Below are 22092 nucleotides of genomic sequence, written 5' to 3'. Positions count from 1 at the left end.
ATCGAACTCCCAATCGTCTCGATGGAGGATTGACGTCATGCAACTCGCGGTCCGGCACGACACGGTGTACCGCTACGAAGCGCCCGTGCATTATTCGATCCAGCAGTTGCGGCTGTCGCCGCTCACTACACCCACGCAGATCGTCAAGCAATGGCTGGTCGAGGCGCCGGGCAAGCTCGACGCATGCCGCGACGCCTACGGCAACGCGCTGATGACGCTGGTGCTCACGCGTCCGCATAAGGAAATTCGCCTGCGCGTGCGCGGCGAAGTCGAGACCGTGGCGCTGCCCGACGGCCGGCTGCCCGAAGGCGAGGGCATGGTGCCGACGCACCATTTCACTTCGCCGACGCGCCTCACCGAAGCCGACGAGGCACTCACGGAATTTGCGTTCAGCCTGGCGTCGCTGGACGATACCGCCGCCATACTCGACGCGGCCTCGCGCATCACGGAGCGCGTGCGCTACGAGCCCGGTGTCACGGATGTGACACACACCGCGGCGGACGCGCTGGCGCTAGGCCGTGGCGTGTGTCAGGATCACGCGCATGTGATGCTGGCGGTGTGCCGCGCGCGCGGCGTGCCGGCGCGCTACGTGAGCGGCTATCTCGACCCCGGCGACGTGTCCGAAATGGCGAGCCACGCATGGGTCGACGTGTGGCTCGACAACGGCTGGGTGACGGTGGACGTTACGCACGCGTGTTTCGCGAGCGAAAAGTATTGCCGGATCGCCGTGGGGCGCGACTACGACGCGGCCGCGCCGGTTCGCGGCCGCCGCGTGGGCGGGGCGGGAGAAACGCTCGATGTCAGCGTGCACGTGAGCGCGCAGCAGTCGCAGCAATAGTTTCGCCGCTATAACAAAACGAGCGGCGAAGTCAGGGACGGGCAGGGAGGCGCATGACGTACTGTGTGGCAATGGCAGTGAATGAGGGGCTCGTGTTTCTTGCGGACACGCGCACGAATGCGGGTGTCGATCACATCAGCACGTCGCGCAAGATGGCCGTGTTCGAGGAGCCCGGCGAGCGCGTGCTCGTGCTGCTCGTCGCGGGCAATCTGGCCATCACGCAGGCCACGCTGCAGGTGCTGACCGAGCCGCAGGAAGCGGGGCGCGCCACGCTCTGGAACGCGCCGACCATGGTCGAGGCCGCGCGCGTGGTGGGCGAAGCCGTGCGCGAAGTGCACCGGCGCGACGCGGAAGCGCTCAAGACCTTCAACGTCGACTTCAACTGCAGTTTCATTCTCGGCGGCCAGATCGGCGGCCATGCCATGCGGCTGTTCCAGATCTACGCGGCCGGCAATTTCATCGAGACGTCGAGCGTCAATCCGTATTTCCAGATCGGCGAGTCGAAGTATGGCAAGCCGATCATCGACCGTGTGCTGACGCCGGGCACGCCGCTCGACGAGGCCGCGAAGTGCGCGCTCATCTCCATGGACTCGACGCTGCGCTCGAACCTCTCGGTCGGCCTGCCGCTCGACCTGCTCGTGTACGAGCGCGACGCGCTGCGTGTCACGCGATACGCGTCGCTCGACCAGTCGAATGCGTATTTCCAGATGATCCATTCGACGTGGGGCGAGCGGCTGCGCCAGGTCTTCGGTGAGATTCCCGATCCGCTCTGGACCGACGAAGGCGATGTGCCGCGCCGCGAGCGCACGACGTTGCCCAGCGCCCCGCGCGCCGCGCATGAGGGGCACGCGAGCGAACCGCGTCCCGCGCAAACGCTCGCGCAAGCCCAGCCGCACGGTGCCGCAAGCGCGCCGCGTATGCCGCGCGACGGCTAAAAGGGCGGCTTCAGTGAAGCGCTTGTGCGCTGCCTTTTTGCCTCGTCAACTGCGGAACCGGTATCCTGCTGCGTAATATTCGCGGTACGCCGCGCGCAATGCGCGTCCCCTCGACAAAGGAGGCAGGCTGATGAAGCAGAACGACGAACCCAGGAACGGGCGCCCAGACGAACCTTCCATTCCCGCCGGTCCGGACGACCCCGCGCGCCGCCGTGTGCTCGGCGGGCTGGCGGCGGTCGGCGTGGGCCTCGCGCTCGGCGGCTGCGAGACGCCGGCGCAGAGCGCGGCGGGCGCGCCGCGCAGCGCCGCCGACGCGCGCGTCGATGCCGCGTTGCGCGACCAGGTGCGCCAGATCGTGGTGATCTACGCGGAGAATCGCAGCTTCGTCAATCTGTACGGCAACTATCCCGGCGTGCAAACGCCGCTCGCGAATGTGGGCGCCGAGCGCTACGCGCAACTCGATCGCGACGGCAAGACGCCCTTGCCGCAGTTGCCGAAGATCTGGGGCGGCCTCGTGCCCCAGGCGCAGGAGCTGGACGGCACGCGTTACATGATCGCGGAGCACCAGATCACGGGGCTGTCCAACCGTCCGTTCCGTATCGTGGATGCGCACGGCAATCCGCTGCCGAACGGCATCATCACGCGGGACCTGATCCATCGCTTCTATCAGAACCAGATGCAGATCAACGCGGGCCGCAACGACCAGTTCGCCGCGTGGGGCGACTCGGGGGGCCTCGTCATGGGCTTCTACGAGAACTCCGCGCAGACGCTGCGGCTCTGGAATATCGCGCAGCAGTACACGCTCTGCGACAACTTCTTCATGGCCGCGTTTGGCGGCTCGTGGCTCAACCACATCTTCCTGATCTCGGCGCAGGTGCCGCAATACGCCGATATCCAGACGAGCGCCGCGAAGCATCTCGCCTCCGTCGTGGAGGGCGACGATCCCACCGGCACGCGCCTGAAGGTCGCGCCGAACTCGCCGGCCTCGGCGCTCGACGGGCCGCCGAAGTTCGTGAACGACGGCCTCTTCACGCCTGATGGCTATGCCGTCAACACGATGGCGCCGCCGTATCAGCCGAGCAACGTGCGCCCTTCGGTAGACGGCAACCCGGCGCTCGCCGATCCGTCCAATCCGCGCGTGCTGCGCCCGCAGACCTACGCGACGATCGGCGACCGGCTCTCGGCGAAGGGCGTCGACTGGGCCTGGTATAGCGGCGCCTGGCAGTTTGCGCTTGACCATCAGGACACGGGCGCGGTGCCCGACTTCCAGTATCACCACCAGCCGTTCAACTACTTTGCCAACTTCGCGCCGGGCACGTCCGCACGCGCGCGTCACCTGCGCGATGCGGGCCTCGGCGACGATCCGTCGACCAACCGTCTGCTCGCGGACATCGACGCAGGGCGCTTGCCTGCCGTGACGTTCTACAAGCCGCAGGGCAACCTGAACATGCACGCCGGCTATGCGGACGTCGAGTCGGGCGACCGCCACATCGCGGCCGTGATCGAGCACATCCAGCGCGGGCCGCAATGGGCGAACACGATGATCGTCGTGACGCACGACGAGAACGGCGGCTGGTGGGACCCGGTCGCGCCGCCCGTGGGCGACCGCTGGGGTCCGGGCTCGCGCATCCCGGCGCTCGTGATCGCGCCGTTCGCGAAGAAGGGCTACGTCGATCACACGTTCTACGACACGGTCTCGATCCTGCGCTTCATCAGCCGCGTGCATGGCCTCGCGCCGCTCGACGGCGTGGCCGCGCGCGATCAGACGTTCCTCTCGCGGGAGCAGACGCCGCCCGGCGATCTCACGGCGGCACTCGATCTGGCCTGAGTGCTGCACGCATGGATGCATCGAGGGAGAGCGGGCGGCGGCTGTCGCGAAACGTTTGCGCCGCCGCTCCGGGTTGCCCATCCGGAACGCAATTTGATGCATCCGCGACACAAGCGACGAACTCTCTATCCGATCAAGGAGTTGGCGCGCTCGCCAGGCGGTTATCAACAGGTTTGTCACCAAAAACTGTGGACAACTTTGCTGCGCAAAAAACATGCATTTTTCATGTCGTTTGCGAGCTTCCCGTTTCCATTCAAGGACTTGATGCGGATGTCCAGAAGTTGCTAACAGGGCTCTCAACAAAATCTGTGGGTAACTCTCGCCCGCGATGCACCAGGCCTTCGCTATACCGGTCGTGGCTCCTTGATTGAGCCAGGGCGCCTCGGCGATCGGGCACGCGGGCACCGAAGCATCACATCAGTCATCCCCTGTGATTTTTTCAGACGCGTCCGAGTGCCGGTTTCGCCTGTCTGCGTGAAACTTAGCTCGCGACTCGCATAAGCCACCGCGGCTCATGCGCGATGGTGCTCCGGCGGTGTGTGCCGACGGTGCGCCATCTGGTCAGGACTACAGAACAGGGAATCCCCATGGCGGAATCGGACAAACCGGTGAGACTGGTCACGGGACGCCAGTCTGCGCATCTGGACATCATCCTCAAGGCTCGCAGGTACGAGCGCGATGAGCGCAACGAGCGGCGCGCGCCCGGGTTGTCGGTGGTCGAGTGGGACGTTCGCGAGGAGAGCTGCCAGCCGTACCGGATCAGGGCGTTGGTCTCGACTGCCGGGCCGGTGGCGCGCCGGGATATCCTGGGCCAGCTGGCCAGGTTCAGGTTCCAGGTTGACGAGGGGGCGGTGGTCCGGAAGTTCGCGGGATTCGTCTCGCGTTTCGAGTCGGTGTCGAACTCGCGTGATGGCTGTACGTATCGTGTCGACATCCTCCAGCATCTTGCGGTACTCGACGGCCCCAGCAACTGCGCGACATACCAGGGCAAGACGTCCGCCGACATCATCCAGGAAGTCATCGAGCGCAATGCCGTGCGCCCCTGGATTCGCGTGGTGCAGCGTCTGCGCCGGCGGCATTCCGAACACCCGTTCCGCTTCCAGTACAACATGGGCGACTGGGCGTATTGCCGGCTGGAGATGGAGCAGGCCGGGCTGTTCACGTTTACCGAGGAGGACCGGCACGGCGAGGTGGTGGTCATTGCCGACGACATCGACGGTTACACGCGCCCGGCCCTCTCGCTGAAGGACCGCCCTCCATCGGGGCTGCATACGTTCGAGGAGTCGATCTATTCGCTGAAGGTGCGTACTCGCACCATTCCCGCGTCGTTCATCGTCGCGGACTATGACGCCGACAACCACGCGATGATCTTCCGCGAGGAGGGACGCGCGCGCGACGAGTTCGGCACGGAGCAGCATGACGACACGACCATGGGCACGCCCGTGGTGTGGGGCACGCATCACGGCGACGAGGCAGGGGCGAAGCGCGAGGCGACGCTGCGGCACGAGGCGGCGCGTGCGCAGCAGGTCACCTGCAGGGGGAAGTCCACGATGCCCTCGATCCGGCCGGGCTGCATCGTGCAGCCCGATACCCTGGCCGGAACCGCGGACGGCACGCTTGATGCGAAGGAGGGCCTGTTCGTCTCGAAGGTCGTGCATCGAGGGGCGCGCAACGAGAATTACCGCAACACCTTCCAGGCGATTCCTGCCAGCCGGCCCTACCGGCTGCCGATAGACGAATCGAAGTGGCCGCGCGTGCATACGCTGGGGTTCACGGTGACGTCACCGAATCACTACACGTACCCCTACCTGGACGCGGAAGGGCGCATTGTCGTGCGCTTTCACTGTGACTTCGGCAACTGGCCGAAGGGCGGCGAAAGTATCCCGCTGCGCATGGCCAGGCCCTTCGCGAGCCGCGACCACTCGGGCATGAACCTGCCGCCGGTGGATGGCGACTTCGGTATCGCGGGATTTTTTGAAGGCAATCCCAACAAGCCGGTCGCCGTGGCCTTCATTCCGAATGCCCAAAACCCGGACCTCATCAACAGCTCACGCCGCCGCATGTCGCGCAGCGAGATACGCACGCGCTCGGGCAACAAGCTGTGGTTCGACGACTGGGAGCAGCAGCAGGGCATCGAGTTGAGTACGGAGCATTCGGGCCGCTCGCAGCTTCACCTGGGCTTCATTCCCGACCGCGACCTGAACGAGCGGGGCACCGGGGCGGAGCTTCGCACGGGCGCGCATCTGGTCAATCGTGGTGGCGCTGGCGTGATGGTGACGGCGTACAACCAGCCAGGCGGTGGCGGCAAGGTGCTCGCCATGGATGAGACCAACGCGCTGTTCAAGGACCACCAGGCATTCGCCGGCACGCTCGCGCAGTCCGCGGAAGCGTCGAAGGCCACGCCCGCTGACCTCGACGCACAGAAGGGCATCAACGCAGGTCTGCATGAACTGAAGAAACCCGGTGTGCTGTTGACAGGGCCTGGTCCGGTCGCCGTGGCGTCGGGCGATGGCGTGCAGCTCGCCGCCGATGGCTCGATCGTCGGCACGGCGAAGAAGGGGATTCATTTCAGCACGCTCAGGCGGTTCACGGTGGCGGCAGGTGACTTGCTGTCGTTGTTCACGCAGAAGGGCCTGAGCCTCATCACGGCGACGGGCGACTTCGTGGCGCAGGCCCAGCGTGGCCGGATGCAGCTCGCCTCGCAGGAAGGCATGACGATCGAGTCAGTCAACGGCGCGGTTCACGTGAAGGCGGCGAAGGAGATCATCCTGAACGTGAACGGCACCTACGTGAAGCTGAGCGGCGAAGGCGTCGAGATCGGCTCGCGCGGCGGGGTGCTGTTCCGGACAACCAGCGTGAAGGGCACCGGTCCCGCGCAGATGGACCTGGGTGGCACGGCTTTCGCGCCGAAGTTCGTGCCGTACACGACTGACTGCGAGGTGTGGCGGACCAATCCGAAGTTCGTGGTGCCACCGCCGGCACCTGCGCCACTCCCGGCGCAATGGGAGGCACTGGCGAATACGGGAGCGGTGGCGCCTGCGCCTGAGTCCCGGCTAAACGACTTCTCGCCCTTCGATGGCAAGCCGTCGAATGTGGACTCAGGAGTGCGTAAGGCAAAGGTCACCTTGAACAGCGCTGATGATCAGCAGCGATCGTTTGTTGCGCCTGATCCCATCAAGTTGGTGAGCGCAGTTCCATGCGACTGGAAAATCTCGGACCTGAAGGCTGACGTAACGCAGCATGTTGAAGCGAGGTCGTATTGGGGTAGGTTGAATAACCGGACACCCTGGAAAAGTACGGACGGCACAGTGTGGTATCGGGGCGGTGGTTCGAGGAATTCGAATTTTGAATTTGCATACAGCGAGAAAGACAAGGCGATCACCTGCACGGTTCGCGTGATGCTGGTTCCGATGGACCTGTTTCCCGTCGATCGAAAAGGCGTACGTGATACGTCGGTCTCTGCTGACGAAGCAACGGTTCCATACGAGTTTTCCACCCATTCACAGATGGCGCCCGGAATGGTGTTGCAGGGTGTAAAGATGGACTACCGCGATGCGGTCGGTCCTAAATTTGACGTCAGGGCGTTAGTCAGCCGTATCGAGGCGGTGCTAAATCAGGGCGGTTACAAGCTGATCCTGGACGGCTGTTCCAGGGGCGCGGCGTGCGGTTGCCGGGTAAGCGTCAGTTTTAAGGTCGATCTGCGCGTTTCTATCAAGGGTGCGCCGATTGACGGATTCAACCCGCACGTATCGTTGAACCTGTTTCCGTTCGTGCTACGGGCGGATACGGGGGCATGGGGAGAGAAGCATAAATATAAAGAAGACTCGAAAATCTTTGACTACCCGGATGCAAATGTCGAGGCACATGAATGCGGGCACTATTTCAACTTTCCCGATGAATATTACGATCAAGGCGGCTGGCTTCACGAAGCCTATATAGACGATAAGGAGCAGATCGATTTTTCGCTGGTGGATGCGAAAGCGGGTGCAATGGTTTGGCAAGGGCATTCGCAGACCGACGCAACCTACGTTGGCGCGAATGTCATGGGCGATGGTGCCAATGCGGCATTAGAAAATGGCCGCGTTACGGCGGCTGTCAAGCCATATTACCTGGAGTATGTGCGGAGGCAGTTTTCGCTCGCAACGAACAAGTTGTGGAGGGTTGGCTATGGCTCGTAATCCATGGATCAACCGGTTGAGATATGTAGCCATCTACTTGTCCCTGATTGGGAGCTATGCACATGCCGAAGCTGTAAATATGGAGGATCAAGCCATGCAATTTGCCTATACGACAAACGGCGCCGTTGGCAGCATCAATAGATATGGAAACAATGAAGTGTCGGTTTCTGGAGATGTCATGACGGTCCAGATTGGTGATTCTGATGGAAACCGGAATATCAGTGGCGTTGGCATATATCAGTTAAAACTCTCAAACCAGAATCTGGAAGCCGCCACGCAGCTTGCGAAGTTGCTGTGTACTCCCAAGGACCCGAATAGTGACGTAACGCTTCCCGATCTCTATGGTGCGAGATGCTGCGGGGAGATGCGGAGTAGCTACATCACGGATTTCAGTCGTCCTGTGGTAACCCAGATAGTTCAACTGGTTGACTCGCTCACGAACGCTGGGGTTCAGGATGGTCGGAAGTTGGTGAAGCTAGACCTTTCGCTGGTTTCAATTGACCGCGAAGAGGATGGGTTTCTGGTGTCCGTCAGGTTTAGCAATAGCGGCGAGTATCCGATCAAGTTCAAGACGCCGGATAGGTGGGACACCGGAATGGGTAAGGATAGCCTGGGTGTAAGTGACACGAAGAGTGGCATGTCAGCAAAGTTCGGCCTTGGCCTGGCTGGGCAGACTTTGGTCGATCCCGCACAGTTTCCCGATGGTGAGGTCAATCTTGCGCCGCATAGTGTCGTGGTGTTGAAGGTCAAGACGAACAAAGTCGATAAATTCTCTGCCGGCACCTACGATTTATATGCGGGTGCATTCATGCGTATGGAAGCCGTCGGAATCCGGTCCAGTCTGCTCTATGTCGATTTCCATTCGGACTACAAGAACCCCACCCGCATCACGTTCGACCGCGACTACCCCTCGACACCCCAGGAGCGCGAGCAGTGGGAAGCGATGCACAAGGCAGAGATGTCGTGGCAGCCGGTCAAGCCGGGGCAGACCTTCGCCGAGGACGGCCTGTACCGTGCCGTGCGTACTGGCAACGGCCATCGCGGCCTGTTGCTCAAGCCGTTCAAGGCCGGGGAGGTGGCGACCACCGGGCGCGTGACGATGCCGATGCTGGAGCTGCCTGATGTCAACATCGGCGGGCCGGTGCAGTGGGTGTGGGAAGCGATCGCGCCAACGCCCGTCAAGCCATGGTCATTCGACATGATCGCGGACACCGTGCAGTTCTGCGAGCCTGGCGCTGAGTGTCCACGCAGCGGGCGCTGGGTCAGACGCATCCAGTCAGATGACCTGTACGGGAGGGCTCCCACCCGGTACGACATCGCCAGCATCGTGACGCGACGCCGGGGCGAGCGCATGCCCAAGGGCGACGAAGGCACGGGCAGGACCGATTGGGAATGGGTGGGAGCCTGACATGAGCGGACGCGCCCACATCTATGAAGGCGACCATACGACCACAGGCGGGACGGTGATCGATGGCATCGATGGCACCGGCTACAACGGACGCAGGATGGCCTACCTCGGCGCAGCGGTACGCTGCCCCGCGTGCGGCACCACCGGCAGGATCGAGCGCAACGGCGCGCGCTTCGAGCAGGAGTTCTACGGCAAGGTGCCCGCGCTGGAGAACGACTATTGCGCATGTGCCTGCAATCCGAAACCCCTGCTGCGTGCATCGCGAAGCGGTTGGGTTGTTGAAGCGTGACGGAGGCCGGATGAGTTTTCGCTGGGATCAGCGCATGCCGGAAGAATGGCCTGCTGTGAAGCCGCCGCCCGTATGGCTCTATATCTGCCTGTTCATCATCGTTCATGGCGCCGCCCTGGTCATCGTGTTGGCGGACTGGCCGAAAGGCGTGCCCATTTGGTCGGAAAAGCTTTTTCACGGGGCGTTTGCGGTTCCGTTGACGCTTTCGATGGCAATCTGTTTCATGCTGCACATGGTCCTGTATGACGGGCCGGCAATGCAGGCAGCAGACCACAACACAAAACGCTGGCACCAGATAGACAACTGGCAGCGGCAGGTCCGCTCGGGTGTCGCCGTGCTCGATAGCGTGGTACTCGCTCCGGAACCGGACCTCGCCGTGCGCATGCTGGGGCTCGAGGGAAAGCCACCGGAGAATCCGGGCAAGGTCAAGGCGCTGGATCTCGGCGCTGGCGAGGAAGGCACACCGCGCCTTCACAGTGTCCTCACGCAACTTTTGGCGCCGCTGTTGCCACGTCTCGTGACGGCGATGCGCAGCGACTCCTTCGAAATCGTGATGCAGTGCGACCAGCCGGAACTCTCGCTTGACGTCCAGCAGGTCTGGAAGCAGATGGAACTGCCTGGGGTGCCCCGCGTCAGGTCGCTGGACAACAGCATGGACGTCGGGTTTGCGGATCACTGGTTCAAGGACTATGTGCAGCCTGCCTACCCCTATGCCTCATGCAACGTTGACCGCACGCCGAAATACCGTCTGCTGCTCGCGTGGCATCTGAACAAGGAGGGGCCGGACGCTGCGCCGGCCCATTCAGAGGCGGCGGTGGCGCTCTTGCTGGGTTCGCCCGCGCTCATCCGGGAGAAGAAGGATCTGAGACAGCAAGCGTGGCTGTTCCGCCAGATGACCAGCGACGCCGACCAGGTGGACAGGTCGCTCTCCCTGCTGCTCGACGCGGGGCAGGTGCCACGCGAGCGCATTCATCACTTCTGGCATAGCCGCCTCAAGGGCATTGCCCAGCACGGGACGATGGGCGCGGTACGCGAAAGCGGTCAGACACTCGAAGAACACGCGCTGGAGCAGGCGGTCGGACCGCAGGCACCCGTGGCGCGGTGGCTGCTCCAGGCGCTCGCCGCGAAGATGGCGCACTTCGGGCAGGGGCCGCAACTCATCGCACTGCCTCATGAGCAGGGCGTTGCACTCAATCTGGTCGCAAAGGAACCCGCTCCGGTGAACGTGCCGTGGCAAGAGGAGTACGACTACTGCCCGGTGTTCGGCCCCGCTCTCGGCATGATCATTTCACTCTGGACGTTTGCGATGCTGGTCTCTCCGAACAAGCTGTGGGGCACCTTCGAGACGGTTGTCACCTGCGGGGCCGTTTTCCTGCTGATTGCGGTTTTCGTCGTCCGCCATCCCCGGCTCGTCGCATCGATGGCGAGATCGACCGGGGAATATGTGGCGGGCGCTATCGGGTTCTGAAAAAGGGGCAACGTTGTTTGCGGGCACGCGAGAAAACAAGCCATTCCCCATGCGCCGCCGGAAAACCTTTGTACGACAAGGACTTGACGCGGATGTCCAGGAGTTGCTCACAGGGCTCTCAACAAAATCTGTGGAAAACCCTCCGCGCCTTTCCCCCCAAAACGCCGCCGCTGCAACAAACGGCAACGCTGCGCACAATCCGATTCGCATCAAGCACTTGGTGCAGTCGTCCCAGGGTTACGCACAAGGCTGTCCACCAAAGTTGTGGATAGCGCACCCAGATGTTGATCGCGGCCGGTTCAACCTTGCACAGTGTGGGAGTTCGGCCCGATAATCGCCGTCGATATGGCCGTCGCGTGACCGCGCGTGCACGGGCAACTCTCTTCTCGCCACTACCCGCCGCGCCGTGCTCAAAAACTCGCGCTTTGCCGGTCTTCTGCGTATTCCTGGTTTCCTGCCACTCGCCGGCGCCACCCTGATGCTCGGCGTGGCGATGTCCTTCACCGCGCCTTACCTCTCGCTGTTCGGCGTCGAGCGCGCCGGCATGACGCCGTTCCGGCTCGGCGTGTTCATGACCGCCATCGCCACGAGCGGCGTGATCGCAAGCACGGCAGCGGGCCGCTGGAGCGACGCCACCGGCAAGCACCGCACCCTGTTGCTCGTCTCGCTGTGCGCCGCCACGCTCGGCTATCTCTGCCTGTGCGTCGTGCGCGACTACCGGCTGCTGCTGCTCGTAGGCGTTGCGTTCATCGGCGCGGGCGGTTGCGCGCTCTCGCTCGTGTTCTCGTTCAGCCGCGCGGCGCTGCCCGCGCGCGACGACGCCGAGCGAACCTTCGCGAGCGCGACGCTGCGCACGATCCTCTCCGCCGCGTGGGTGTTCGGGCCCGCGGTCGGCGCGCTCGTGCTGGCCGCCACGAACTTCTACGGGCTCTTCCTGTTTGCGGCGGCGAGCTTCGCGGCTTGCGGCACGATCGTCTGGCGCATGCGCGAGCCGCACCACGACGAACACGCCACGCAACATCTGATGGCGCGTCCCACCGCCGGCGAAGTCGCGCAGGAGATCGATGCGGAAAGCGCGGCCCGGTACGAGGGCCAGCCGCTCACGCAAGCCGAAGTGCAGCCGGGTGCGCCACGCGACCCCGCGACGCTGCCGGCGGCTAAGGCAACGGCAAAAGCGAAGACGAGGGCCGCGCGTGCGCCGGTGCCCGCCGCGGAGGGTTCGCAGAAAGACATCATGCGCGCGATCGTTGCGCTCACACTCATCGGCCTGGCCGCCAACGCGACGATGATCGTGCTGCCGCTCTACATCGTGCATGGCCTGCAGGGCACGCGCATCGACGTGTCGATCATGCTCGGCCTCGGCGCGCTCATGGAGATCCCGATGATGCTCGCGCTCGGCGCGCGCGCCTCGGTGCTGGACAAGTCATGGTGGCTGGCCGCCTGCGCCGTGGTGCATGCCGTCTACTTCGTCGCGATGTCGCTGGCGCCGGGCGTGCACGCGTTGATCCCGATGCAGATCCTCAATGCCTTCGTGGTGGCCGTTACGTCGTGTCTCGGCATGACCTTCGTGCAGGATCTGATGCCGTCTTCGCCGGGGCGGGCAACGGCGCTGTTCTTCAACGCGTCGCGGCTCGGCTCGATACTGTCGGGCGTGCTTTCCGGCATGCTCGTGCAGGGGTTCGGCTATCGCGGCACGTTTCTTTTCTGCGGCGCGCTCGCGCTGTGTGCGCTCGTGTTGTTCGCCGTGCCCGGCGAGCAGTATCCGAAGATGGCGCGTGCCGTGCGGCGTTATCTGCGTGAGCGTTCAGGCAAGCGGGGTTGATGCACGGGCGTGACTCCGGATGACCAGGCAACTTCATTCGAAGCAAAGGGCGCAGCTGCAAACGCACCGCCCTTCATCGACATTTACTGCACCGTTTCGGCGTCCCGCCCGGCGAGCACTTGCGCCGGCGTGGCGGCGTCGAAGTCTTCCGCATCGACGTCATAGCCCGAAGGCTCCCAGCGAATCGAGAGCAGCGCGGTGAGCCCCACGAGCGGCGCGACCGCGATGATCCAGAACACGCGCGTGCCGAGCGCGGCGGCGAGCACCGGAAACAGGAACAGCGAGACGGTGGAGCTGGCGCGCATGAGCGTCTGGTTGAAACCGACGCCCACGCCGCGCAGCGAGGTCGGGTAGCCGAGCGAGGCGAACGTCATGCTGTGCGAACCCGGGCCGACGCCCTGGCCGAACAGGAACGCGGCGAGCAGGGCGACAGCGCTGACGACTTCGGGCGCCGTCGACGGCTTGCCGACGACCGCGAGACCGACGAGCGCCACGAACTGGATCGCATAGCCCCATACGGTGAGCTTCCACGCGCCGAAGCGCGGCACGATACGCACGGCGATCAGGCCGCCCACGAACGCGAAGCCGAGATTGAGCACGAGCGAGGCAAGGATCGTCGTGAGCATGGACTGCGCGAGAAAGCTCGAGATGATCACGGGCAGGCCGAACGCGACCGCGTTGTACGCGAACGAAGACGCCACGCCGATGACCGTGGCGAGCACCGTGCGCCGCGTGTAGACGCCGCGCAGCAGCGCGCCGTAGTTCATGCCGTGCGGACCAGTCAGCGCCTGTGTCAGTGCGTGTATCAGTGCATGTAGGTGACGCGGCGCGAGCGGTCGCTCAACCGCACGCCCGCGTCGAGCAGCGCGATGGCGAACCAGCGCGCGGTCTTGAGCATGCCGCTCACGCTCGGCATCGGCAGCCAGTCGTTGAGGAGTTGCACGGCGGCCTCGCTGCGCGTGGACTGCAGCAGCGCGATCACCTGCAGCAGCGATCCTTCGTCCTTCGCGAGTTCGGAGGCGCAGCGGCAGCGCGTATCGAGCGGGCGGCACGAGGCGCGGCACAGGGTGCCCATCAGCAGATCGAAATAGCCGAAGCCTTCGGCGCCGAGCCCCGCGTCGGCGAGCACGCCGCGCCAGCTTTCGGCCTTGGCGTAGGCGTCGCAATGCGGGCGCAGCCAGGTGCGCACGGCGCGCAGGACGGTCTGCTCGGCGGTGTCGGGGTGATGGACGAAGGTATCGTCGATCAGCGTGTCATTTCTCGCGAAAGGGGCGGTGTAGTTCATGGAGCCTCCGGTCCCGCACAAATCATTCGGGTAGCGCCGGGTCGTCCGGCATGGGCTCCATTCTGGGACAAATTTCGTCTAAATGCAAATGATTCTCATTTGTGAAAAGAGGAGCGGCTGCGGAAAGGCGGCCTCGCATAACCGGGAAGGGACTGTTCCAGCCAGCGCCCTTAATTAGGGGGACACAAGTCGCTAAAGTGCCGGCCATGCGTGTTCCAGTGTTCTGGCGCAACGTGAGAGTTGGCCCCGGCCCCATGAAGGCCGGGGCTTTTTTTTGCACCGCGCAAGGGCGCGCGGGGCGGGCCTGGCACGCGTCTTGGAGGCCGCCGGGGGCCATACCCGGATGCATAAGTCATTGAACCGAAAGAAACAAGTAAGGTATTATTTCGGCCGCGCAGCGTGACAGCCTGCCGCGCGTCATGGCGCCCCGGAGGTCGAAAGCGTTGCTTTCGCGATCAAAAATGGGCTGTAACAGCCCGTTTGTTGTTTTTTCTCTTAGTACGTTTTTGAATAAAAACAATGACTTGTGTCAATCTTCGATCCGGCCCGTGTTGTTGCGCTGCAAAACTTCCGTATTCCGTTTACCCTCGTTAACCCTTGAACGTGTGTTGCATTTCGCCTCGTCGCTGACAAATACATTACAGCCAGCCTGGTTCGATTTTCACCCCGCGTCAATCTTTCAAGTTGCTTGCGCACCTGAACGTGCGCCGTGGAAGCTATTTGCTCCGCATTTTTGAGGTCCTGTTGAAATGCAATCCGTTCCATTCCTGAGTCTGGCGATCTGGATTCCCATCCTGTTCGGCGTGGCCGTGCTGCGCCTCGGGTCGGATCGTCATCCGCAGCGTGCCCGTTGGCTGTCGCTGGTTGGCGCCGTCGTCGGTCTGCTGCTGACCCTCCCGCTCATCTCCGGCTTCGACAACCATGCGGCCGGCATGCAGTTCGTCGAATTCCGCGACTGGCTGCCTGAGTTCGGCGTGGCGTGGCGACTCGGGATCGATGGCATTTCGATGTGGCTCGTGGTGCTCACCGCGTTCACGACGCTCGTGATCGTGATCGCCTCGTGGGAATCGATCACGGTGCGCGTCGCCCAGTACTTCGGCGCGTTCCTGATTCTCTCGGGCTTGATGGTCGGCACCTTCGCCGCGACCGACGGCATGCTGTTCTTCGTGTTCTTCGAAGCCACGCTGATCCCGCTGTACCTGCTGATCGGCACGTGGGGCAATGCCCGCCGCACCTACGCCGCGGTCAAGTTCTTCTTCTTCTCGCTCGCCGGCTCGCTCTTGATGCTGGTGTCGATGCTGTACCTCTACAGCCAGTCGCACACCTTCGATATGTCGGTGTGGCACAACCTCACGCTCGGCTTCATCCCGCAGATCCTGGTGTTCATCGGCTTCTTCGCGGCCTTTGCGGTGAAGGTCCCGATGTGGCCGTTCCATACGTGGCTGCCCGACGTCCACCTCGAAGCGCCGACTGGCGCGACCGTGATGCTGGCCATGCTCAAGCTGGGCGGCTATGGCTTCCTGCGCTTCACGCTGCCGATCACGCCTGACGCCGCGCACTTCTTCGCGCCGGCGATCATCACGCTCTCGCTCGTGGCCGTGGTCTACTCGAGCCTGCTCGCGCTCGCGCAGACCGACATGACCAAGCTGCTCGCGTACTCGACGGTCGCTCACATGGGCCTCGTCACGCTGGGCCTCTTCCTCTTCAACCAGATCGGCACCGAAGGCGCGATCGTGCAAATGATCTCGTACGGTTTCGTTTCGGGCGCGATGCTGCTCTCGATCGGCGTGCTGTTCGACCGTACCAAAACGCGCACGATCTCGGCTTACGGCGGCGTCGTCAACGTGATGCCGCGCTACGCCACCTTCATGATGCTGTTCTGCATGGCCAACCTCGGCCTGCCGGGCACGTCGGGCTTCGTGGGCGAGTTCATGGTCATCATGGGCGCGATCCGCGTGAACTTCTGGGTCGGCGCGATCGCCGCGACGACCGTCATTCTGAGCGCCGCGTACACCCTGTGGATGTACAAGCGCGTGATCTTTGGCGCTGTGGCGAACAAGGGCGTTGCGAAGCTGGCCGACATCGGCCGCCGCGAAACGCTGATCTTCGCTTCGCTCGCAGCGTTCGTGCTGGCAATCGGCCTCTACCCGAAGCCGATGACCGACGCGATCGAACTCTCGGCGGCGAACCTCGTCACCCAGGCCGGTCGCAACAAGCAACCTGTCGACGAGGCAGCGCCTGCTGATGCAGTGCGCGCTGGCACGGACGTTCGTGCTCAGCACTCGCCGACGTGATCACTGAAGATTGACGGCGCAACCAACGCGCCGCATCGCCTCCGGGCGCTGCGGCGCGTTGTTGCGTCCAAGGGTTTTCGAATTTTGAGATTCGAGAAGTAGCCGCGGCGGGCCGCTGTCAAGGGCAGAGCAGGGCGCGAAGTGCGTGTGTTTCCGAGGCGCGACAAACCTCGCGAACACATGCGACAAAGTGTCTCAATCTTCTTTTGACAAAGGTCATTTTCCACATTCATTGATTGCGAAATATCAAAGCGGCTGTATGATGCGGGCGCGCTTCCTTTGTCGGATGTCAGGGGACGCGTCCGGAACTATTCAATGAATGAATTTCAGGCAAACGTGATGAAAAGAACGACCTTTCAAAGGTTACTGCTTCCCATCAGCGCCGGATTGGCCTTGTGTCTTTCCGGATGCAACATGGAGCTCCTTGACCCCAAGGGAAGTGTGGGCGTGGCGGAAAAGCAGCTGATTGCGACCTCCACATGGGCCATGCTGATTGTTGTGATCCCCGTGATCGTCCTGACGCTGTGGTTTGCGTACCGCTACCGCGCGTCGAACCGTAGCGCCACGTACGACCCGAAGTGGTCGCACTCGACGGCGATCGAAGTCGTCGTCTGGACCATTCCGACGCTGATCATTCTGTTCCTCGCCGTGCTCACGTGGAAAACCACGCACGAGCTCGACCCCTACAAGCCGCTCGAATCGAACGTCAAGCCGATCAACGTCGAAGTTGTCGCGCTCGACTGGAAGTGGCTGTTCATCTACCCGGATCTCGGTATCGCGACGGTGAACCAGCTGGCCGTGCCCGTTGGTACGCCGGTGAACTTCAGCATCACGTCGGATTCGGTGATGAACTCGTTCTTCATCCCGCAGCTTGGCACCCAGGTTTATGCGATGGCTGGCATGCAGACGCGTCTGCACCTGATCGCCGACCACGCTGGCGACTACGCCGGCCTCTCGGCGAACTTCAGCGGCAAGGGCTTCTCGGACATGAAGTTCCGCACCCTCGCCACCAGCCAGCAAGACTTCGACGCGTGGGTCCAGAAGGTGAAGGCGTCGCAGACGCAGCTTTCGATGGATCAGTACGCGACGGTCGCACAGCCGAGCGAGAAGGCTCCGGTTGAGTACTTCTCGACGGTCGACCCGAAGCTCTTCAACAACATCATCGCGAAGTACAACAACGGCCACGTCACGAATTTCAGTGACCCGTCGTGCGTGACCAAGGGGTAAACCAGGCATGTTCGGAAAACTTACACTGGACGCCATTCCGTATCACGAGCCGATTATTCTCGGCACGATGATCGGTATGGCCGTCATCGGCGCATTCGTGCTCGGTGGCATCACTTACCTCGGTAAGTGGAAATATCTGTGGACGGAGTGGCTGACGAGCGTCGACCACAAGCGTCTTGGCGTGATGTACATCGTGCTCGCCCTCATCATGCTGCTGCGCGGCTTCGCCGACGCGATCATGATGCGTACCCAGCTCGCGCTCGCGTACAACGCGCCGGGCTACCTCCCGCCGCACCACTACGACCAGATCTTCACGGCTCACGGCGTGATCATGATCTTCTTCATGGCCATGGCTTTCATGGTTGGCCTGATGAACATCATCGTGCCGCTGCAGATCGGCGCACGCGACGTCGCGTTCCCGTTCCTGAACTCGCTGTCGTTCTGGATGACCGCAGTCGGCGCCATCCTGCTGATGATCTCGCTCGTCGTGGGTGAGTTCGCAATGACGGGTTGGCTCGCGTATCCGCCGCTTTCGGAGCTTGCGTACAGTCCAGGGGTAGGGGTGGATTACTACCTGTGGGCGCTGCAGATCTCCGGCGTCGGCACGCTGCTGACCGGCGTGAACTTCTTCGTCACTATCATCAAGATGCGTGCCCCCGGCATGACGATGATGAAGATGCCGGTGTTCACGTGGACGGCGCTGTGCACGAACGTGCTGATCATGGCCGCGTTCCCGATCCTGACCGTCACGCTCGCGCTGCTCGGCCTCGACCGCTACATCGGCACGCACTTCTTCACGAATGACGGCGGCGGCAACGCCATGCTGTACCTGAACCTGATCTGGGCCTGGGGTCACCCCGAGGTGTACATCCTGATCCTGCCGGCGTTCGGTATTTTCTCGGAAGTTGTCGCGACGTATGCCAAGAAGCCGCTGTTCGGCTACAAGGCAATGGTCTACGCGACCTGCGCGATCATGGTTCTGGCGTTCGTCGTGTGGCTGCACCACTTCTTCACGATGGGTTCGGGCGCCGATGTGAACGCGTTCTTCGGTATCGCCACGATGATCATTTCGATCCCGACGGGCGTGAAGATCTTCAACTGGCTGTTCACGATCTACCGCGGCCGCCTCGAGTTCAACTCGGCGGTGCTGTGGACGATCGGCTTCATGGTCACCTTCACCATCGGCGGCATGACCGGCGTGATGATGGCGATCCCGGGTGCGGACTTCGTGCTCCACAACTCGCTGTTCCTGATCGCGCACTTCCACAACGTGATCATCGGCGGTGTGGTGTTCGGCTATCTCGCCGGCATGAACTACTGGTTCCCGAAGGCGTTCGGCTTCAAGCTCAACGAAAAGCTCGGCAAGCGCGCGTTCTGGTTCTGGCTCTCGGGCTTCTATGTCGCCTTCACGCCGCTGTACGTGCTGGGCTTCATGGGCGCAACCCGCCGTCTGAACCACTACGACAATCCGGCATGGCATCCGTGGATGATCATCGCGTGGGTTGGCGCCGTGCTCGTGGCAATCGGTATCGCACATCAGCTGCTGCAGCTGTACGTCTCGATCCGCGACCGCAACCTGCCGGAAAACCGCGACCTGACGGGCGATCCGTGGGGTGGCCGTACGCTGGAGTGGGCGATCTCGTCGCCGCCGCCGTCGTATAACTTTGCGATCATTCCGCACGTGAGCGAACTCGACGAGTTCCAGCACCTGAAGGAAACCGGCCGCGAAACCGTGGACGTCGCGAACACGAAGTACACCGACATCCACATGCCCTCGAACACGAGCGCGGGTCTGTTCATCGGTCTCTTCAGCCTGGTGCTCGGCTTCGCTGGCATCTGGCACATCTGGTGGCTCATGATCGCTGGCTTCGTCGGTATTCTCGCGACGGCTATCGGCTACAGCTTCCAGAAGAACGAAGGCTATTACATCCCGGCCGCCAAGGTTCGGGCAGACGAAGAAGCGCGCGAGCGCGCACTGGTCAAGGCGTTCGCCGACAAGCAACGCAATGGCAAGGTTGAAGCAGCACTGGAGGCCAACTGATGTCGACGCATACTAGTGCGGCCGCACACGCGGAGCACGATCACCACGATCACCCGCCGTCACACTCGGTGTTCGGCTTCTGGCTGTACCTGATGACGGACTGTATTCTGTTCGGCTCGCTGTTCGCAGTGTTCGCCGTCATGCAGAACCAGTTCGCAGGCGGCCCGACGGGCAAGGACCTGTTCGACATTCAGGGCGTGGCCATGGAAACGGCAGTGCTGCTGCTGTCGTCCATTACGTACGGCTTCGCGATGATCGGCGCGCACAAGCAGCGCAAGGGTCAAGTGTTCGTCTGGCTGGCGATCACGTTCCTGCTCGGCGCAACGTTCCTGTATTTCGAATTGCATGAATTCGCGAACATGATCGCCGAGGGCAACGGCCCGCAGCGCAGCGCGTTCCTCTCGTCGTTCTTCACGCTGGTTGCCACCCACGGCATCCACGTGACGATGGGCATGATCTGGATGGTCGTCCTGATGGTTCAGGCCTTGAAGGCGCCGGTTCTGGGCGAGCGTGAAATTCGCCGCCTGACCTGCCTGAGCCTTTTCTGGCACTTTCTGGACATCGTCTGGATCTGCGTGTTCTCCTTTGTTTATCTTGCGAGCGTGATCTAAATGAGTGCTCATCCTATCCATGAAGAAGAAAGCCACGGCAGCGTAGGCAGCTACCTGGTTGGTTTCGTCCTGGCGGTGGTGCTCACGGCCGCTTCGTTCTGGCTCGTGCTGCATGGCGGCTTTTCGCGCGAAACCGCGCTGCTCGGCCTCGCCGTGCTGGCAGTCGTGCAGATCCTGGTTCACCTCGTGTTCTTCCTGCACATGAACACGTCGTCGGGCCAGCGCTGGAACGTGACGGCATTTGGCTTCACGGTGTTGACGGTCCTGATCGTGGTCGTCGGCACGCTGTGGGTCATGCACAACGTCAGCATGAACATGATGTCGCGTTAAGCGCGCATCGTTGCTGGACTTGCGCTTCGCTCGCTTCGGGTGAAGCGCAAATGGAAACGCCGCCAGGCCTTCGGGCCCGGCGGCGTTTTTCTTTTTGCGGCTCTTTCGCTCGCGGATTCGTTTATGCGCCGAAGCGCTGACGCACGACTTCCGCGACGGCCTTGCCGAGCCGGTGGTGTTGCGAGGCTTCGTAGTGAATGCCATCGGTGGGGCTGACGGTGGCGAACTCGCCGGCGTCGAGAAACGCCGAGCCGTACTTCACGGCCACGCGCTCGTAGAGCGGCGCAAGCAGGCGCGATTTCGTGGCGCCGCCCGTGAAGATGTCGCCGAGAAAGCCAATCTCTTCGATCGGCGCCGGCGACATGAGCAGCACGTGCGGCGTCGAGCCGCCCGGACCCGCGCGGCACGCGACGAGCGTTTCGAGCAGCACATCGACCGAGTTCGCGATGTCGGTGGGCGTGACGGAAAAGCGGGTCTTGAGGTCGTTGGTGCCGAGCATCAACGCGACCACGTCGACCGGCAACTGGCTTTCGAGGCACGGGCGCAGATAGGCTTGCCCGTTCTTGTGCCGCCCTTCGATGGGATCGTCGTGAACCGTGGTGCGCGCGGGCAGGCCTTCCTCGATGATCGCCCAGCCCGGCCCGAGCGCCTCGCGCAGCACGCCGGGCCAGCGGTCGGCGGGGCCGAATCGCTCGGACACACCGGGCACGGTCAGCGGCTTCGTGCCGTGCGTATTGGAATCGCCGTAACAGAGCAGGGTGCGTGACGTCATGGGTTGCCTCTTGCTGGTTGGCTGGTTACCTGGTTGCGGGGTGCGATGCAATGCCATTACTGATCATGGGAGATTACTAGACGACTGGTCTAATCGCTCTGTACCATGTCACCTCATGAATGCAGCGGCAGCCGTCGAAGTGCGGCAACACATCCTCGATACCGCCATGCCCATTCTGCTGGGCAAGGGCTTTTCCGCAGTCGGTCTCAATGAGATCCTCGCGGCCGCCGGTGTGCCTAAAGGGTCGTTCTATCACTATTTCGGCTCGAAGGAAGCGTTCGGCGAAGCCTTGCTCACGTCGTATTTCGACGAGTATGCGGAGCGTCTCGACGATCTGCTGGTGCGTGCGCCGGGTACGGCGGCCGAGAAGCTGATGCGCTACTGGGACGACTGGCGCCTGATCCAGTGCGCCGACGATCCCGTAGGCAAATGTCTCGCGGTGAAGCTGGGCGCGGAGGTGAGCGACCTTTCCGAGGCGATGCGCGAGGCGCTGCGTCTTGGCACCGATGCGACGATCTCGCGGATTGCCGCGTGTCTCGAGGCAGGGCGCGCGGATGGCTCGCTCGCGGGCGCGAACGACGCCGCGACCATGGCGGTGACGCTATACGAACTGTGGCTCGGCGCGACGCTGCTCGAGAAGATCCACCGCGACCGCAAGCCGCTCGACGCGGCCATGGCGACCACGCGCATCCTGTTGAACCTGCCTCCGGGCAACTAATCGAACGCGAAGCTGCGGCAGCGCGTGAAGTGCGCGCGATTGTCGCGC

The 22092-nt window shown here is 62.9% G+C and carries 16 protein-coding genes and 1 pseudogene; 14 read left to right on the top strand and 3 right to left on the bottom strand.

Annotation, left to right across the window (positions count from 1 at the left end; translation table 11 throughout):
• The first annotated feature begins 37 nt into the window (after positions 1-37).
• From AB4Y35_RS27475 to AB4Y35_RS27440, 8 genes are all read left to right on the top strand, one after another.
• Positions 38-838: a transglutaminase domain-containing protein gene (locus AB4Y35_RS27475; protein WP_368706845.1), complete on the top strand. Its 801-nt coding sequence runs from the start codon at positions 38-40 to the stop codon at positions 836-838.
• A 53-nt stretch (positions 839-891) separates the two neighbouring features.
• Positions 892-1773 carry a peptidase gene (locus AB4Y35_RS27470; RefSeq protein WP_368706844.1) on the top strand — a complete coding sequence of 294 codons (882 nt, stop codon included), beginning with the start codon at positions 892-894 and terminating at the stop codon, positions 1771-1773.
• A gap of 130 nt (positions 1774-1903) precedes the next feature.
• Entirely contained in the window at positions 1904-3601 is a 1698-nt protein-coding gene (locus AB4Y35_RS27465; protein ID WP_368706843.1) for an acid phosphatase, read from the top strand.
• A gap of 587 nt (positions 3602-4188) precedes the next feature.
• The gene (locus tag AB4Y35_RS27460; protein WP_368706842.1) at positions 4189-7779 is read left to right on the top strand and encodes a type VI secretion system Vgr family protein; all 3591 of its coding nucleotides are present in this window, start codon (positions 4189-4191) and stop codon (positions 7777-7779) included.
• On the top strand, positions 7769-9187 hold the full coding sequence (locus AB4Y35_RS27455; RefSeq protein ID WP_368706841.1) for a hypothetical protein: 1419 nt from the start codon (positions 7769-7771) through the stop codon (positions 9185-9187). Before AB4Y35_RS27460 ends, AB4Y35_RS27455 begins: the two co-directional genes overlap by 11 nt.
• 1 nt (position 9188) lies before the next feature.
• Positions 9189-9476: a PAAR domain-containing protein gene (locus tag AB4Y35_RS27450; protein WP_368696719.1), complete on the top strand. Its 288-nt coding sequence runs from the start codon at positions 9189-9191 to the stop codon at positions 9474-9476.
• A gap of 10 nt (positions 9477-9486) precedes the next feature.
• Complete coding sequence (locus AB4Y35_RS27445) at positions 9487-10944, top strand: hypothetical protein (RefSeq protein ID WP_368706840.1); 1458 nt, start codon at positions 9487-9489, stop codon at positions 10942-10944.
• Between the two features lie 406 nt (positions 10945-11350).
• The gene (locus AB4Y35_RS27440) at positions 11351-12766 is read left to right on the top strand and encodes a sugar efflux transporter (protein WP_368706839.1); all 1416 of its coding nucleotides are present in this window, start codon (positions 11351-11353) and stop codon (positions 12764-12766) included.
• Positions 12767-12849: 83 nt separating this feature from the next.
• On the opposite strand, the pseudogene AB4Y35_RS27435 reads toward AB4Y35_RS27440, so the two are convergent.
• Together AB4Y35_RS27435 and AB4Y35_RS27430 are read right to left on the bottom strand one after the other, a co-directional pair.
• A pseudogene (locus AB4Y35_RS27435) lies at positions 12850-13530 on the bottom strand (MFS transporter); the annotation flags it as partial.
• 41 nt (positions 13531-13571) lie between these two features.
• Positions 13572-14051, bottom strand: coding sequence for a hypothetical protein (locus tag AB4Y35_RS27430; protein ID WP_368706838.1), 480 nt, complete (start codon positions 14049-14051; stop codon positions 13572-13574).
• 749 nt (positions 14052-14800) lie between these two features.
• On the opposite strand from AB4Y35_RS27430, the gene AB4Y35_RS27425 reads away from it, so the two are divergent.
• The 5 genes from AB4Y35_RS27425 to cyoD all read left to right on the top strand — a co-directional run bounded on the left by AB4Y35_RS27425 (position 14801) and on the right by cyoD (position 20554).
• Positions 14801-16345 carry an NADH-quinone oxidoreductase subunit M gene (locus tag AB4Y35_RS27425; RefSeq protein WP_368691225.1) on the top strand — a complete coding sequence of 515 codons (1545 nt, stop codon included), beginning with the start codon at positions 14801-14803 and terminating at the stop codon, positions 16343-16345.
• Between the two features lie 339 nt (positions 16346-16684).
• The gene (gene cyoA / locus AB4Y35_RS27420) at positions 16685-17572 is read left to right on the top strand and encodes a ubiquinol oxidase subunit II (RefSeq protein ID WP_069267482.1); all 888 of its coding nucleotides are present in this window, start codon (positions 16685-16687) and stop codon (positions 17570-17572) included.
• 7 nt (positions 17573-17579) lie between these two features.
• On the top strand, positions 17580-19613 hold the full coding sequence (gene cyoB / locus AB4Y35_RS27415; RefSeq protein ID WP_368706837.1) for a cytochrome o ubiquinol oxidase subunit I: 2034 nt from the start codon (positions 17580-17582) through the stop codon (positions 19611-19613).
• Complete coding sequence (cyoC, locus tag AB4Y35_RS27410; protein WP_069267357.1) at positions 19613-20224, top strand: cytochrome o ubiquinol oxidase subunit III; 612 nt, start codon at positions 19613-19615, stop codon at positions 20222-20224. Before cyoB ends, cyoC begins: the two co-directional genes overlap by 1 nt.
• On the top strand, positions 20225-20554 hold the full coding sequence (cyoD, locus tag AB4Y35_RS27405) for a cytochrome o ubiquinol oxidase subunit IV (RefSeq protein WP_069267358.1): 330 nt from the start codon (positions 20225-20227) through the stop codon (positions 20552-20554).
• A gap of 121 nt (positions 20555-20675) precedes the next feature.
• Here cyoD and AB4Y35_RS27400 read toward each other — a convergent pair whose 3' ends face one another.
• Positions 20676-21326 (bottom strand): SGNH/GDSL hydrolase family protein, encoded by a 651-nt coding sequence (locus tag AB4Y35_RS27400; protein WP_368706836.1) that lies wholly within the window; start codon positions 21324-21326, stop codon positions 20676-20678.
• Between the two features lie 115 nt (positions 21327-21441).
• Here AB4Y35_RS27400 and AB4Y35_RS27395 point away from each other — a divergent pair, with 115 nt between their 5' ends.
• The gene (locus tag AB4Y35_RS27395; RefSeq protein ID WP_368706835.1) at positions 21442-22044 is read left to right on the top strand and encodes a TetR/AcrR family transcriptional regulator; all 603 of its coding nucleotides are present in this window, start codon (positions 21442-21444) and stop codon (positions 22042-22044) included.
• The last annotated feature ends 48 nt before the right edge of the window (positions 22045-22092 follow it).

Origin of the sequence: Paraburkholderia sp. EG286A (assembly GCF_040965375.1) — a bacterium.
Classification (GTDB): Bacteria; Pseudomonadota; Gammaproteobacteria; order Burkholderiales; family Burkholderiaceae; genus Paraburkholderia.
This window is presented reverse-complemented; position numbering and strand designations above follow the sequence as displayed.